Origin of the sequence: Microlunatus sp. GCM10028923, from assembly GCF_042666975.1 — a bacterium.
In the GTDB taxonomy this organism is placed as follows: Bacteria; Actinomycetota; Actinomycetes; order Propionibacteriales; family Propionibacteriaceae; genus Microlunatus.
Genome location: NZ_JBHTFF010000004.1, coordinates 259,531 through 274,220, shown reverse-complemented (window position 1 = coordinate 274,220; position 14,690 = coordinate 259,531). Strand labels below are relative to the sequence as shown.

At 70.2% G+C, this 14,690-nt stretch carries 15 protein-coding genes and 1 tRNA gene; 9 read left to right on the top strand and 7 right to left on the bottom strand.

Features of this window, described 5'->3' with window-relative positions; translation table 11 throughout:
• Positions 1 to 14 precede the first annotated feature (14 nt).
• On the bottom strand, positions 15 to 1,673 hold the full coding sequence (hutU, locus tag ACFQU4_RS11485) for a urocanate hydratase (RefSeq protein ID WP_377491310.1): 1,659 nt from the start codon (positions 1,671 to 1,673) through the stop codon (positions 15 to 17).
• A gap of 105 nt (positions 1,674 to 1,778) precedes the next feature.
• Positions 1,779 to 3,332 carry a histidine ammonia-lyase gene (hutH, locus tag ACFQU4_RS11480; RefSeq protein ID WP_377491307.1) on the bottom strand — a complete coding sequence of 518 codons (1,554 nt, stop codon included), beginning with the start codon at positions 3,330 to 3,332 and terminating at the stop codon, positions 1,779 to 1,781.
• A gap of 80 nt (positions 3,333 to 3,412) precedes the next feature.
• Here hutH and ACFQU4_RS11475 point away from each other — a divergent pair, with 80 nt between their 5' ends.
• Positions 3,413 to 4,177: an IclR family transcriptional regulator gene (locus tag ACFQU4_RS11475; RefSeq protein WP_377491304.1), complete on the top strand. Its 765-nt coding sequence runs from the start codon at positions 3,413 to 3,415 to the stop codon at positions 4,175 to 4,177.
• Positions 4,178 to 4,228: 51 nt separating this feature from the next.
• Positions 4,229 to 4,645: a DUF3224 domain-containing protein gene (locus tag ACFQU4_RS11470; protein ID WP_377491301.1), complete on the top strand. Its 417-nt coding sequence runs from the start codon at positions 4,229 to 4,231 to the stop codon at positions 4,643 to 4,645.
• Here the strand turns inward: ACFQU4_RS11470 and ACFQU4_RS11465 are convergent.
• Positions 4,617 to 5,177: a dihydrofolate reductase family protein gene (locus tag ACFQU4_RS11465; protein WP_377491298.1), complete on the bottom strand. Its 561-nt coding sequence runs from the start codon at positions 5,175 to 5,177 to the stop codon at positions 4,617 to 4,619. The genes ACFQU4_RS11470 and ACFQU4_RS11465 overlap by 29 nt on opposite strands.
• 33 nt (positions 5,178 to 5,210) lie before the next feature.
• Positions 5,211 to 5,942, bottom strand: a complete 732-nt coding sequence (locus ACFQU4_RS11460; protein WP_377491295.1) for a helix-turn-helix domain-containing protein — start codon at positions 5,940 to 5,942, stop codon at positions 5,211 to 5,213.
• Positions 5,943 to 6,040: 98 nt separating this feature from the next.
• On the opposite strand from ACFQU4_RS11460, the gene ACFQU4_RS11455 reads away from it, so the two are divergent.
• The 4 genes from ACFQU4_RS11455 (at position 6,041) to ACFQU4_RS11440 (ending at position 10,086) form a co-directional block, all read left to right on the top strand.
• Positions 6,041 to 6,113, top strand: a tRNA-Pro gene (locus tag ACFQU4_RS11455).
• Between the two features lie 160 nt (positions 6,114 to 6,273).
• Entirely contained in the window at positions 6,274 to 8,058 is a 1,785-nt protein-coding gene (locus ACFQU4_RS11450) for an ATP-binding cassette domain-containing protein (RefSeq protein WP_377491292.1), read from the top strand.
• A 123-nt stretch (positions 8,059 to 8,181) separates the two neighbouring features.
• Positions 8,182 to 8,394 carry a hypothetical protein gene (locus ACFQU4_RS11445; protein WP_377491289.1) on the top strand — a complete coding sequence of 71 codons (213 nt, stop codon included), beginning with the start codon at positions 8,182 to 8,184 and terminating at the stop codon, positions 8,392 to 8,394.
• A gap of 3 nt (positions 8,395 to 8,397) precedes the next feature.
• Positions 8,398 to 10,086: a glycerophosphoryl diester phosphodiesterase membrane domain-containing protein gene (locus ACFQU4_RS11440; protein ID WP_377491286.1), complete on the top strand. Its 1,689-nt coding sequence runs from the start codon at positions 8,398 to 8,400 to the stop codon at positions 10,084 to 10,086.
• An 18-nt stretch (positions 10,087 to 10,104) separates the two neighbouring features.
• Here ACFQU4_RS11440 and ACFQU4_RS11435 read toward each other — a convergent pair whose 3' ends face one another.
• The gene (locus ACFQU4_RS11435) at positions 10,105 to 10,821 is read right to left on the bottom strand and encodes a tyrosine-protein phosphatase (protein WP_377491283.1); all 717 of its coding nucleotides are present in this window, start codon (positions 10,819 to 10,821) and stop codon (positions 10,105 to 10,107) included.
• A gap of 94 nt (positions 10,822 to 10,915) precedes the next feature.
• Here ACFQU4_RS11435 and ACFQU4_RS11430 point away from each other — a divergent pair, with 94 nt between their 5' ends.
• Both ACFQU4_RS11430 and ACFQU4_RS11425 read left to right on the top strand, forming a co-directional pair.
• On the top strand, positions 10,916 to 11,158 hold the full coding sequence (locus ACFQU4_RS11430; RefSeq protein ID WP_377491280.1) for a hypothetical protein: 243 nt from the start codon (positions 10,916 to 10,918) through the stop codon (positions 11,156 to 11,158).
• The gene (locus ACFQU4_RS11425; protein ID WP_377491277.1) at positions 11,158 to 11,475 is read left to right on the top strand and encodes a hypothetical protein; all 318 of its coding nucleotides are present in this window, start codon (positions 11,158 to 11,160) and stop codon (positions 11,473 to 11,475) included. Before ACFQU4_RS11430 ends, ACFQU4_RS11425 begins: the two co-directional genes overlap by 1 nt.
• A gap of 31 nt (positions 11,476 to 11,506) precedes the next feature.
• Here the strand turns inward: ACFQU4_RS11425 and ACFQU4_RS11420 are convergent, their stop codons facing one another.
• Positions 11,507 to 11,875 carry a VOC family protein gene (locus ACFQU4_RS11420; protein WP_377491274.1) on the bottom strand — a complete coding sequence of 123 codons (369 nt, stop codon included), beginning with the start codon at positions 11,873 to 11,875 and terminating at the stop codon, positions 11,507 to 11,509.
• Positions 11,876 to 12,027: 152 nt separating this feature from the next.
• Here ACFQU4_RS11420 and ACFQU4_RS11415 point away from each other — a divergent pair, with 152 nt between their 5' ends.
• Complete coding sequence (locus ACFQU4_RS11415; RefSeq protein WP_377491271.1) at positions 12,028 to 13,236, top strand: alpha/beta hydrolase family protein; 1,209 nt, start codon at positions 12,028 to 12,030, stop codon at positions 13,234 to 13,236.
• Between the two features lie 15 nt (positions 13,237 to 13,251).
• On the opposite strand, the gene ACFQU4_RS11410 is transcribed toward ACFQU4_RS11415, so the two are convergent.
• Positions 13,252 to 14,688: an MFS transporter gene (locus ACFQU4_RS11410; protein ID WP_377491268.1), complete on the bottom strand. Its 1,437-nt coding sequence runs from the start codon at positions 14,686 to 14,688 to the stop codon at positions 13,252 to 13,254.
• Positions 14,689 to 14,690 lie beyond the last annotated feature (2 nt).

The window sequence follows — 14,690 nt, the reverse complement described above, 5'->3', positions numbered from 1 at the left end:
GCGCTGCGCCATGATCATGACCCTTCGCTGAGCGGGACCCGCACCCCGCGTCCGTCGGCGACGTCGCGGGCGAGGTCGTACCCGGCGTCGACGTGTCTGATCACGCCCATCCCGGGGTCGTTGCTGAGCACCCGGGCGATCTTCTCGGCGGCCAGCGCGGTGCCGTCGGCGACGGTGACCTGGCCGGCGTGGATGGACCGGCCGATGCCGACCCCGCCGCCGTGGTGCAGGGAGACCCAGCTGGCGCCGGACGCGGTGTTGATCATGGCGTTGAGCAGCGGCCAGTCGGCGATCGCGTCGGAGCCGTCCAGCATCGACTCAGTCTCCCGGTACGGGCTCGCCACCGACCCGCAGTCCAGATGATCACGGCCGATGACGATCGGGGCCTTGACCGCGCCGGAGGCGACCAGGTCGTTGAACGCGGCCCCGGCCCGGTCCCGCTCGCCGTACCCGAGCCAGCAGATCCGCGCCGGCAGCCCCTGGAAGCTGATCTTCTCCTGGGCGCCGCGGATCCACTTCTGCAGTCGGTCGTTGTCCGGGAACAGGTCCAGCACGGCCCGGTCGGTGGCGGCGATGTCGGCCGGGTCGCCGGACAGCGCGACCCAGCGGAACGGGCCCTTGCCCTCGCAGAACAGCGGCCGGATGTAGGCGGGCACGAAGCCCGGGAAGTCGAACGCCCGCTCGCAGCCGCCCTTGCGGGCCTCGTCCCGGATCGAGTTGCCGTAGTCGAACACCTCGGCGCCGCCGTCGGCGAACCCGACCATCGCGGTCACCTGCTTGGCCATCGACGCCCGCGCCCGGTCGGTGAACTCCTCCGGCTTCTTCGCCGCGTAGTCGTCCCAGTCGTCCGGGTCGATGCCCTCCGGCAGGTAGCTCAGCGGGTCGTGCGCGCTGGTCTGGTCGGTGACGATGTCGATCTCGACGCCGCGCCGCAGCAGCTCCTCGAAGATCGTGGCAGCGTTGCCGGTGACGCCGACCGACCAGGCCCTCCGGTCCTGCTTGGCCTGGATCGCGATCGCCACGGCGTCGTCGAGGTCGTCGGCGATCTGATCGAGGTAGCGGTGGTCGACCCGGCGCTGCAGCCGGCTCCGGGCCACGTCGACCACCAGGCAGACGCCGCCGTTGAGGGTGACCGCGAGCGGTTGCGCGCCGCCCATCCCGCCGCAGCCGCCGGTCAGGGTGAGCGTCCCGGCCAAGGTGCCGCCGAACCGCTTCTCCGCGACCGCCGCGAAGGTCTCGTAGGTGCCCTGGACGATGCCCTGGGTGCCGATGTAGATCCACGAGCCGGCCGTCATCTGGCCGTACATGGTCAGGCCCTGCTGCTCCAGCCGGCGGAACTCCGGCCAGTTGGCCCAGTCCGGCACCAGGTTGGAGTTCGCGATCAAGACCCGTGGCGCCCACGGATGGGTCCGCATCACCCCGACCGGCCGGCCGGACTGGACCAGCATCGTCTCGTCCTCGGCGAGGGTCGTCAGCGTCCGTACCATCGCGTCGAAGGACCGCCAGTCCCGCGCCGCCCGGCCGGTCCCGCCGTACACGACAAGATCATCGGGGCGTTCCGCGACCTCCGGGTCGAGGTTGTTCATCAGCATCCGCAGCGGCGCCTCCGCGGCCCACGACCGGGCCGTCAGCCCGGTCCCGCGCGGCGCCCGTACCGGCCTCGCACCCTCCATGATCAACCGTCCCTTCCGTCTCAGGTTTTTCACGTAACGTGAAAAACTGGCGCTACCCGTCAGATATAACTCGCGTAAAGCGGCAAGAAGTGTGGGGAAGTGGGGTCATCGGAGCGGGCCCGTCACCGACTCCACTGCGGCGCGCAAGCTGCCGTCCTCGATCACCCGGACCGCGGTCTCGATCTCCGGCGAGAGCCAGCGATCCGGTCCCGGGCCGGCCACCCCGGCCCCTTCGAGTACGGAGATCGCCGCGGCAGTGGCCGGCCCCGGCCGCAGCGGGGCCCGCAACCGCAGCCCGCGCGCCGCGGTGATCAACTCGATCGCCAGCACCCGGCGCAGCCCGTCGATCGAGCGGCGCAGCTTGCGCCCGGCCGACCAGCCCATCGACACGTGGTCCTCCTGCATGGCCGAGGACGGGATCGAGTCGACCGAGGCCGGCGTGGCCAGCCGCTTCAGCTCGGACACGATCGCGGCCTGGGTGTACTGCGCGATCATCAGGCCCGAGTCGACGCCCGGATCGTCGGCGAGGAACGGCGGCAGCCCGTGGCTGCGGGCGCGGTCCAGGAACCGGTCGGTGCGCCGCTCGGCGATGCTGGCCAGATCGGCCGTCACGATGGCCAGGAAGTCCAGCTGGTAGGCGATCGGGGCACCGTGGAAGTTGCCGTTGGACTCCACCCGGTCGTCCGGGGTGATCACCGGGTTGTCGATCGCCGAGGCCAGCTCCCAGCCGGCCACGGTGGCCGCGTGATCGACCGTGTCCCGCGCGGCACCGGCGACCTGGGGCGCACAGCGCAACGAGTAGGCGTCCTGCACCCGCGGGCAGTCCTCCACCTGGTGGCTGGCCCGGATCTCGCTGTCGGCCATGATCATCCGGAGGTTCGCCGCGGAGGCCGCCTGGCCCGGCTGCGGCCGCAACGCGTGCAGGTCGGCGGCGAACACGTGGTCGGTGCCGAGCAGTCCCTCGACGCTCATTGCCGCGGTCAGGTCCGAGACGGTGATCAAGGAACGCAGGTCGTCGATCGCCAGCAGCAGCATGCCGAGCATGCCGTCGGTGCCGTTGATCAACGCCAGGCCCTCCTTCTCGGCCAGTGCGATCGGCACGATCCCCGCCTCGGCCAGGGCCTCGGCCGCCGGCCGGACCCGGTCGGCGGGATCCCGGACCAGCCCCTCGCCGGTCAGCGCTAGCGCGCAGTGGGCCAGCGGAGCAAGATCACCGGAGCAGCCCAGGCTGCCGTACTCGTGGACGACCGGGGTGAGCCCCGCGTTGATCATCGCGAGGTAGCCGTCCAGGGTCTGTTCGCGGATCCCGGTCCGGCCGGTGGCCAGCGTGGAGCAGCGCAGCAGCATCAGCGCGCGGACCACCTCACGTTCCACCTCCGGCCCGGAGCCCGCGGCGTGCGACCGGATCAGGCTCGCCTGCAGGGCGGCCCGCCGGTCCGCCGGGATGTGGGTGGTGGCCAGGGCCCCGAAGCCGGTGGAGACGCCGTAGTGGGGCTCGGCGTCGTCGGCCAGGGCGTCGATCACGGCACGGGTCCGGCGCACCTCGGCGCGGGCGTCGTCGGTCAGGCGCACCGTCGCGCCGTGCCGGGCGACCGCGATCACATCCGCGGCCGACAGCGGGCCGATCCCGAGCGGCACCGATCCGGAATCAGGGTTCATGGTCTTATTGGAGTGCCGCCGGAGGGGTTTGGCGAGTACCGGCACGGCAACTTCTGTCCCGGATCTGAGACACTGCGGTCATGTCCTCGGCGCCGGCGGCGGATCACGTGCTGGCCGTGCTGCGGCTGCTGGCCCGGCAGCCGGAGCCGGTGTCGGCCGGCACCGTCGCGGCCCGGCTCGGGTTGCCGCGGTCGACCACGTACCGACTGCTGTCCATCCTTCGTGATCAAGGATTCGTGAGCCACCTGGTCGACCGGCGGCGCTACTGCCTGGGCGTCGCCGCGTACGAACTCGGCACGGCCTACCAACGGCAGGAGCCGTTGCAGCGGATCGCCGGGCCGACGTTGCGCCGGCTCGCCGCCGACCTGGGCCAGCACGCGCGGCTGTCCGTCCTGCACGGCACCGAGGTCTACTTCGTGATCGAGGAACGCGCCCCGGGAACGCCACTGCTGGTGACCGACGTCGGGGTACGGCTGCCGGCGCCGGTCACCGCCAGCGGACTGGCGATCCTGGCCGAACTGCCGGCCCGCCAGCTCACCGCGCTGTTCCCGCACCCGGACGCCCTGGTGCAGCGGGAAGGCCGCGGGCCGACCACGCCGACCGAACTGCGCCGGCTGCTCAGCGACGTCCGCACCCGCGGGTACGCCGTCGAGGAGGGCTTGGTGACGCCGGGCTGGACCTCGATCGCCCGGCCGGTGCTGGACACCCAGGACCATCCGGTGGCCAGCGTCGCCGTCACCTTCCCGGCCGACGCCGGCCCCGGCCTGCGCGACCAGGTCGTCGAGGCCGTACGGAGAGCCGCCGCTCAGCTGTCCGACCGGCTCGGCGGCCGCCCGGCCGGCTGATGTCGGATTTGATCAAGCGGTCCGGCCGGGACCGCGGCTAGCCTCGCTGCCATGCAGGCACAGGGAACCTTCACCGTCTCCGACTGGACCCCGAGCGACCACACGCCGCCGATCACGACGGCCGCGTCGGTCGGGCACGCCACCATGATCAAGACGTTCACCGGCGGCATCGAGGGCCGGGCCAGCACGCAGTTCACCGGCGCGCTGAACCCCGAGACCGGGGCCGGCAGCTATGTCGCCCTGGAGTCGTTCGAGGGCACGATCGGCGGCCGGACCGGCACGATCAACTTCCTCCACACGGCGTCGACGCACGGCACCGACCGCTACGACGAGAAGCTCGCGATCGTGCCGGACAGCGGCACCGGCGAACTGGCCGGGCTGACCGGCTCCGGCTCGATCATGGTCGACCCGGACGGCACCCACCACTTGATCTTGGACGTCAGGCTCGAGGCCGTACCCGAAGGTTGAGATTGATCACGCCGCTGGCGTTGGTCCGGCTGCTGATCACCTCCATCGACTGCGGCACCGAACCCTCGGGGAACAGCCGTGCTCCGGTGCCCAGCGACACCGGGTAGAGGAACAGGTGCAGCTGGTCGACCAGCCCGTCGGCCAGCAGCGCCCGGACCAGGGTGCCGCTGGCGCCGGTGAACACGTCGCCCTGCTGCTCCTCCTTGAGCCGGCGGATCGCCGCCGGGTCGTACCCGCCGAGCAGGGTGGTCGGCTGCCAGGTCGCCTCCGCCTCGGTGAGGGTCCTCGAGACCACGTACTTCGGGGTCTTGTTGAGGAACGGGGCGAACAGGTCGTCGTCGGCGGTGCGCTCCGACCAGGCCGGCGCGAACAGCTCGTAGCTGCGCCGGCCGAGGAGCACCGCGGTACAGGTCTCGGCGAGCCGGTTCAGGGTCTCGTTCATGCCCTCGTCGAAGTCGAAGTCCGCCGACCATCCCGGCTCGTCGATGATGCCGTCGAGGGTGATGAACTCGTGTGCGTGCAATGCGCCCATGGGTGTCCTGTCTGCTGGTGGCTCGGCAGGACACTAGGCGTTCGCGGGCGGTTCGGTCTTGTACAGCAGCGACAGCGGCTCGGCCGGGTCGACCCGGCGCAGCTGCCGGGCGGTCCGGCCGATGTAGCGGGCCAGCGACCGGGTCAGGTGCGGCTGATCGAAGTAGCCGAGCGTGTGCACGACCTCGACCGGCGGCACGCCTTCCATGATCAACATCGCGGCCTGCCGGGCCCGCAGGATCTGCCGGACCGCGGTCGGCGTGAGCCCCGTCGTCGCCAGGAAGCGCCGCTGCACCGTACGCAACGACACCCGGAGCCGATGATCATCGACCGCGGCCGCGACGACCGGGTCCCGGCCGAGCACCCCCTCCCGGACCAGCCGGTCGACGAAGCCCTCGGCGTTGCCGAAGCCCGGCCGGAACCAGCGCGAACCGGCCAGCTCGAACCGCCGATCGGTGACCTCCGGCAGCTCGATGCCGCCGTCCAGCAGCAGCCGCGCCGGAAGCTGGGGCAGCGCCGTGCCGAGCGAGAAGGTGATCCCGAAGAACCACGTGTCCGGTGGCACCGGCGCCAGCCCGGCCCGCGACTCCGGACCCTGCACGGCGACCCGGATCCGGCCCGGACCGCCCCAGAACACGAGTTCCGTGTACGGATTCGCGACCGACATCATCCGGTCCACGGCGAAGCTGCGGCTGCGCCAGACCCGCTCGACGAACGGTGAATCGGAGGGACGATCCTCGACCTCCAGCCCCATCGCCGCAGCCACCTCCGATCTTGATCATCCCGTGCGCCCAAGGTAACGGGTTGGTGGGTGGCGAGCCCGGACACTACACTCATGCGGACCCTCCCGGACGATCCGGGAGACGGGGCGTGGCCCAGTGGCTAGGGCACCTGCTTTGGGAGCAGGGGATCGCGGGTTCGAGTCCCGCCGCCCCGACATTTCTTGCTAGGTTGGGACCACCCAAGCCACTCTGCCTCTGGGTCCCTCGGGGACGTCATCGCATTTGGCCGCGGGCGGCACGACCTTCCACCGGCATTTTCGGGCCGGTTGCTGTCGGCTGCCCTCGTCTATCGGCCACGATGCACAAGGACCTCCGGTGACCACCTCCCAAGATCTGACCTTTTCCGCCGCCCTCGCGGCGGCCGCACGGACCTCCTGGCGCACCCTCAGGGACGCCGCCCGGCACGCCACGGGCTGGTTCGTGGCCGCGGCCGCACTCAGCCTGTGCCACGCCCTGATCCCGCCCGCCGAGGTCTGGCTGCTCAAGCGGCTGCTCGACGAGATCGCCGCCCCACAACGCAATCAGCAGGGCCTGGCGACCGCGCTGGTGGGCCTGACCGTGGCGGTCGGGCTGAACTTCTCGATCGGCTACCTGGCCCTGACCGGGTCCCAGCGGGCCGGCCTCCGGCTCGGCTGGCACTACCGGACGGCGCTGGCCCGCGCGGCGGCGTCGCTGGCGCCGCACCGGCAGGCCGATCCGGAGGTGACGACGGCCTTGCAGGCGGCGGAGCTGGGCATCGACGCGCTGAGCCGGGTGCCGGGCAACCTGCTGCAGTTGGCCGGCACCGCCGTGACGGCGGCCGGACTCTGCGTGGCGATCTTCACCTTCAGCCCGTACGCCGGGGTGCTGGTGCTGGCGGCCCTGCTGCCGACCGTGATCGCGATGACGTTCATCGCCCGGGTGGAGGCGCGCGGCTGGCCGCCGGTGGCCGCGGCTCAGCGTCGCTCGACGTACGCGATGGAGCAGTTGCTGCAGCAGCGGCCCGGCACCGAGTTGGCTCTGCTCGGCACCGGCGCCAAGGTCGCCGATCGGGTGGCTCGCGAGCAGCGCCGCAAGTTGATCTTGTTCGACCGGATACTGGCGGCCGACATGCGCTGGGAGACCGCCGCCTCGACCGGCACCGCGGTGCTGCTGGCTGGCGCGCTCTGGGCGATGATCAACTCCGGCGCGGGTGCCGCCGTCGCCGCGGCCGCGATCGCCGGCATCCTGTCCGGCCTGTCCGCGATCCGGTTCACCGGGCACGCGTTCGGCAACATCATGTCCACCGCGCCGCAGGCCGAGACCTACTACCGGATGGCGGGGGAGCGGGACGCCGAACCGGCCGGCGGTCCGGTCGGGCGGCCCCGGCGGATCGAGCTCGACCGGGTGACCGTGCGTTATCCCGGGCAGCAGCAGCCCGCCGTGGACGGGGTGTCGCTCACCGTCGAACGCGGCGAGCTGATCGCTCTGGTCGGTTCCAACGGGGCCGGGAAGACGACGACGGTCAACGCGCTGATCGGCGTCCTGCCCACCGACGCCGGCACCATCAGGATCGACGGCGAGTCGATCGGCTTCCCGACCCCGTCCGGCCTACTGGCCGGCTTCGGCCTGCTCAACCAGGAGTTCGGCCGGTACGAGTTCACGGTGCGCGAGGCCGTCGAACTCGGCACCCCGCGCTCCGGCGTCACCGACGCCGAACTCTGGGCCGCGCTGGATTCGGCTCGGCTCGGCGACCTGGTCCGCACCTTCCCGGACGGCCTGGACACCCAGCTCGGCCAGCAGTGGGGCGGCGTCGGGCTCTCCGGCGGCCAGTGGCAGCGCCTCGCCCTGGCCCGGATCTGCCTGCGCGCCGCCGACGTCTGGATCCTCGACGAACCGACCAGCGCGATCGACGCCGAGGCCGAAGCCGAGATCTTCGCCGAACTCCTGCAGAGCAAGGAGAACCGGATCACCATCGTCGTCTCCCACCGCGCCTGGACCCTGCGCGGCGTGGACCGGATCTACGTCTTCGACGAGGGCCGGATCGTGCAGGTCGGCAGCTACCGCGAACTCCTTGATCAACCCGGCCGCTTCGCAGACCTGTTCGCCGAACAGCTCACCGGCCAACGGTCGGACCCGTGAGGTCGGGTTGTCGACTTGCCCACGTCGAATCGTCCCGGAGACGTCGGAAAGTCGACAATCCCACCTCCCGGTTGACGTCCGGGGCGATGGGCGGGGTCGGCGGGGGACTGGCAGGATCGGGGGATGGATGCGGGTCCTGAGGTTGAGTCGACGGGTGTGCTGTCCGCTGCAGGGAGCCGCGAGCCGGTCGGGTCGCGTCCGGTGGGGGTGTTGCGCGCCGCCGGTACGGGATTCCGCAGCACCTGGCGTTCGCCCTTGCTCTACGTCTTGATCATTCTGGCCGGTGAACTGCTCGCCGCCCTGGTGGGAGCGCCGGTGATCAGGCTGCTCTACTAGCTGGTGCTGGTCGAGAGCGGAGCGGACAGCCTTTCGTACGAGGAGTTCGTCCGCATCCTGCGCAATCCGATCGCGGACGCGACCCTGCTGCTCGCCGCGGGGCTGGCCGTGGTGTTGATCTTCACCGGCTTCGCCCTGGTCTTCATCCTGGCCGACGAGCACCAGAGCCAGGGCTCCGCGCGGCTCCGGCCGACACTGCAGCGGCTGCGGCGAACGCTGCGGAAGCTGGTCCATCCGCAGAGCCTGCTGCTGGTGATCTATCTCCTGATCGTGCTGCCGCTCGGCCAGGTCGGCCTGATCGCGTCGCTGACCAGCCGGGTCGCCGTGCCTCCGTTCGTCACCGACGAGCTGGCGAAGTCGCCGGTGGCCGGCCTGCTGTACGCGTTGGCCATGCTGGTCCTGCTGTATCTCAACCTCCGCCTGCTGTTCGTGTTGCCGCTGATCAGCACCACGGACGCGGGAGTCCTGGCCGCGATCGCCACCAGCTGGCGACTCAGCCGGCGCCGGACGCTGCGCCTGTTCGGTCTGACCGTCCTGGTCGGCCTCCCGCACACCGCGGCCCTGGTCGTGGTCGGCCTGCTCGCCTGCCTCCCGACGGCGGTTGCGGACGAGGTGGCGCCGGACCGGTCGTTGATCATGGCCGCAACCGGCCTCGCGGTCTGGCAGGTGGCGCTGTTCGTGATCACCGCGCTGGCGACGACCACGCTGGCGCAGAGCCTGATCGTCCTGCAACGCGACGGCCTGCCCAGGCTGTCCGGCACCGCCCGGCCGGACCCGGCCGAGCCAGGCCCGACCATGATCGGAACCGACGGCGGCAGCCGGTCCGCCTGGCCGCTGCGGGCGATCGCCGGCGGCGTCGCCCTGGTCGTGATCATCGCGGGCTCGGTGATCAACGCCGCCGCGTTCCAGACCTTCGACGTGGACCGGACGGCCGAGGTGATCGCTCACCGCGGCTGGGTCGACGACACGGTGGAGAACACGGTGCCCGCGCTGCGGGCGGCCAAGCGGGCTGGTGCGGACCGGGTGGAGTTCGACGTCCAGGAGACGAAGGACGGCAAGTTCGTGGTGATCCACGACTCGAACCTGAGCCGGCTGGCCGGACTCGGCCGTGAGGTCAAGGATCTGACCCAGGCGGAGCTGACCAAGATCACCGTCCGGGACGGCGAAGCCAGCGCCCGCATCCCGTCCCTCGAGGAATGGATCGAGACGTCGCGGGAGCTCGACCTGCCGCAGTTGCTCGAGGTCAAGCTGCACGGCGGCGAGAGTCCCGAACTCGTGCCCCGGCTGCTGGCCGTGCTGGACAGCTACGGGGTCGCCGACTGGTACACGTACCACTCGCTCAGCCGGGACGCGGTGACCCAGTTGAAGGAGGCCCGGCCGTCGCTCCGGGTCGGCTACATCATCCCGATCAACCTGAGCGGGATCCCGAACCTCGACTGTGACTTCGTCGTCATCGAGCAGGCCTCCTACGATGACCGTTTCCTGCAGCAGGCCCGGGAGTCCGGCCGGCGGATCATCGTCTGGACCGTTCAGTCGGAGGAGCGGATGCAGGCCCTCATGATCGACGGCGTGGACGGCATCATCACCGATCACCCGGACACCGCGATCGCGGTCGAACACGAGGTGGCCCAGGACGAGGGACTCACCACCCGGTTGATCGAACGACTCGTCCGTACGTTCCCGGGCGGGTGAGTCCCGGCGCCGGGTGGGTCAGTCCGTGACGCCGACCAGTCGTGCCCGCAGCCGGCCGAGGGTGTCGTCGCCGAGCCCGCCGTGCCGGAGGTACGCCTCGGCGCCGCCGTACCCGCGCTCGAGATGATCAAGCACCGTGATCATGGTCTCGGGCCGGCTGCTGAGCTCCTCGGCGAGCAGGTCCCGGGCGGTCTCGTCCTCGACGGCGGCGAGCAGTTCGGCGAAGTGATCGCGCAACCGCTCGTCGACCGCGACGTAGTCGGCGGTGATCACCTCGGCGGGCACCCCGGCCACGCCCAGGGCGAGCGCGATCACCATGCCGGTCCGATCCTTCCCCATGTGGCAGTGGACCAGGACGCCGCCGGCCGGCGCGGTCGCGATCGCCTCGATCGCGGCGGCGTACATTTCGGGCCTGAGCTCCAGCCCCGCGATGTAGGTCTGGTCCAGACTCAGCGCCGGATCGTACGGATCGTCGTGCCGGTACAGCGGGCGGTTCCAGTGCAGCGGATCACCCGCGAAGGGTGTCGGGTAGCGCTCGCACTCCCAGTCGGTCCGGACATCGACGATCCGGCCCAGCCCGGCCTCCCGAGCGACGTCGACCCCGGCAGTGGTCAACCGGGTCAGGTTGTCGGACCTGATCAACGCCCCGGTGGCGATCCGGCGCCCGTCGGACGTGGGCAGCCCGCCGAGATCACGGACATTGAGACAGTCGGGCCAGTCCAGGGTCGTCGGCACGCTTCATCAGACCACGCTTCGATTCGGTCTGCCAGCCCTGCTTCCACCGCCCACGTTCGAGTAGAGTGTCGTATGTGTCTGACACATTCGAAGAATGAAGCCAAGGGTCCGGATCACGGCCTCCGCCAGGAAGCACCGCATCTCGCAGAGCCGGATCATTGCCGCGTTGGCGGAGGCAGAACTCGTTACCGTTGACGGCGACGCCGAGTACTACGTCGGCTTCGACGACCGCGGTGTCGAGCTCGAGCTCATTGTGGTTCCGGATGACAGGCATGAGGGTCGCTATGCATGCATTCACGCGATGCCGACGCACTACCGCAAGCGACAGGAGGAGTGATGGCTACATTCAAGGAGCGCCACGGCGAGCCGGAACTCGACGAGAGCGATGAGCCGTTTGTCTACCACGGCGAGGAACTGACGGATTCCCGGGCCGAGCAGATTGCGCAGGAAGCCTTGGCGGCAGTCCGTCGTCGCAATCTTGTGCCGGGGCGGAAGTCCTTGACGGGTGACGGCAAGCATTCGCCCGTTGTACAGTTCCGGGTTCCCGGCCCAGTGCGGGAAGCACTCGAAGCACAGGCTGAGCGGGAAGGCTTGACGCGGTCGAAGCTTGCCAGGAAGGCCTTGGACGAGTACCTGGAGCGGCACGCAGGCTAGGTGCCCTGCGCCCGAGGATCCCGCTGGCGGCTCAGGCAGGCGTGTGGCAGACGGCTTCGACGTTGTTGCCGTCGGGATCGCGGACGAACGCGGCGAAGTAGTGCTCGTGGTACTCCGGCCAGACCCGCGGCTCGTGCAGGATCTCCATGCCCTGCGCCTTCGCCGCCTCGAAGAACGCGAGCACGGCGTCGCGGTCCTTCGCGGTGAAGGCATGATGGGTCGGCCGGTTCGGCACCTGGTCGGTCCACTGGCCGATCCAGAAGTCGGGATGATCATCGCCGTAGCCGATGGCGACCTGGAAGTCCATCACGCGGCGTTGGCCCAGCGCTCCGAGCACGGCGTCGTAGAAGGCAGCGCTGGCCGCCACGTCGGCGACCTGAAGCCCGAAATGATCAATCATGACTGGGACGGTACCCCTCCGCACGGTGTTGCACGACTCGTCTGCGCAGGTCGGGTCAGCCACAGCGCAGAGAGGCCGGTTAGCACCATCGTCCGCAGCCACCCTTCCGACGAGGATGAATCGATCCGATGAGTCCGAGGAAGGACGTTTCGATGCTGAGACGACAGCTACGGCGGCTGGTCGCGGTGATCATGGTGGGGGTTGGTCTGCTCACAGCGACGTCAGCTACCACCTCAGCACGAGAACCCGGACCGCAGCCGGATCGCGGGACGCTGGTTTCGGTCACGCCCCTGGAGCGACTCGACCGTGCGGAGGTCGCCGCGCAGTTGAGCCGGCATGGGCTGGACACCGCCCAGATCCGTTACGGAGTTCGCTCCTACCGCGTGGAGTACCGCACGGTCGATCTCCGCGGACGCCTCACCACCGCCAGCCAGCTCGCCGTGCTTCCCGAGTCCGGTCAACGGCGGCTGACCGCTGCCGTCAACCTGCACGGCACCACGATCGCCCGAACGGAGGTGGCGTCGATGTCGGACGGGCAGGACCGGTCGACCAGCTACCTGCTGGGCGCCGCCGGGTACGCGGTGTCGGCGCCGGACTACCTGGGACTGGGAACCGGCAGCGGCTTTCATCCCTACCTGCACAGCGATTCCACAGCGAGCGCCGGCCTCGACGGGGTGCGAGCCCTCGGCCAGCTGGGCCACTGGCACGGACAGCGGTTGGATCGCGAGGTCATGATCACCGGCTTCTCCCAGGGCGGGCATGCCGCCATGGCGTTGGGCCGGCTGCTGGACGGAGGCGCCGATCGGCAGTTCCGGGTCGGTGCTCTGGCGCCGGTCAGCGGGCCCTACGACACCAGCAGCATGGTGCGGGACCTGGTGACCACCGACCTGGACCACCGGGCTTCCTACCTGGCGTACCTGATCATCTCCTGGAACCGCATCCACGGCCTCTACGACGACCCGGCCGACGCCTTCCGGGCACCGTACGCTGCCACGATCGAGGAACTGTTCGATCACACCCATCCGGCCTACGAGGTGCTGTCGGCGTTGCCGCAGGATCCCGCCGACCTGTTCACGCCGGAGTTCCTGGGACTTCTCGAACACCCCACCGGCCGGCTGGCCGAGGTGATCAAGGACGAGGCCGAGGTCTGTCAATGGCGCCCGCCGGTCGGGGTCAGGCTCTACAGCGCGTCCGGCGACCGGGTGGCTCCCGCGAAGAACTCGCTCTACTGCGCCGCCCAGGTCCGGCAGCACGGCGGCCGGGCACAGGTTGTCGATCTTGGGGAGATCGATCATCTCGGTTCGGCCGCCCGGGCGATGCCGCTGGTCGTGGCTCAGTTCGATCAGGCACGACGACACTGAGCCGAAGTTGATCACTCAGTTCTGGGTACGGTACTCCTCGGCGTCGGTGTCCACCCCGACCGGATCCCAGCGGAACACGAGCAGGGCGAGGACGCCGAGCAGCGGGAAGATCGCGATGATCCAGAACACCCCGGACTGCAGCGCCCCGGCCAAGATCGGGAAGAAGAACAGCGAGATCACGGAGAAGACCCGCTTCACGGCCTCGTTGAAGCCGACGCCGGTGCCGCGCAGGCTGGTCGGGTAGCTCAGCGTCGCGTACGACATCAGCTGGGCACCGGGCCCGCCGGCCTGGGCGAAGATGAACAGCGCCAGCATGCCGACGGCGATCGCGATCAACGGTCCGGTCGGGATGCCGACCACCGCCAAGATCAACAACGCCACCGCCTGCAGGGCGAAGCCGATCAGGGCCAGTCGCCGGGACCCGGCCTTGCTGACCAGGGCGACGCCGACCAGTCCGCCGCCGACCCCGAACAGGAGGTTGATCACCAGCGACGAGGCGATGGTGATCAACGGGCCCTGCTGGAACAGGGTGGAGATGATCAAGGGGGTGCCGTACGCGACGGCGTTGTAGCCGAACGTCGAGAACACACTGACGCAGAGCGCGACGATCGTACGGACCCGATAGGTCGGCGACCAGAGCCGGGCGAACGCGGTCCAGTTCGCCGCCGGGGCCCGGCGCGTGGTCACCGCGTCGGCCGCCAGTTCCGCATCGATGCCGTACGCCGAGCGCAGGATGTCCACCGCGCCGCGCAGGTCGCCCTGATTGGCCAGCCACTGCGGCGATTCCTTGAGGAAGCGGCGCCGCACCAGCAGCACCACCAGCGCCGGCACCGCGCCGAAGCCGACCACGATCCGCCAGAGCAGCGGCTGGCCGGACTCCGGCAGCGCGAGGAAGGCGATCAGTACCACCAGATAGCCGAAGCCGGTCGCCGCGTACCAGGCCGGCGACCAGGCGTTGACCCGCTGCGACCGGTTGCCCTTGCCACGCAGCGAGGAGAACTCGGCCAGGAACGCCATCGCCACCGGAAGATCAAGACCGACCCCGATGCCCATCACGAACCGGAAGAAGATCAGCCACCACTCGTTCGGCGCCAGGGCGCAGCCGATCGCGGCGACCACGAAGAAGATCATGTCGGCCATGAACAGCCGGTAGCGGCCGAGCCGGTCCACCAGCACCCCGCCGACCGAGGCACCGACCACCGAGCCGACCATGATCGACGCGTTGACCACGCCGGTCATCAGCGCGTCCAAGCCGAACTGGCGGCGGATCTCGGTGATCCCGAACGCGATCGACGAGAAGTCGTACGCGTCCATGAAGATGCCGCCCAGGGCCAGGATCACCACGGCCGCGGCGCCCTTGGTCGGACGCGGGCGGTCGGCGACCAGCCGGGCGACGTCGGCGGCCGTCCGGACCACGGGCCGGGCGGCCGCCGTTGTCGAAGAGTCGTTCACAA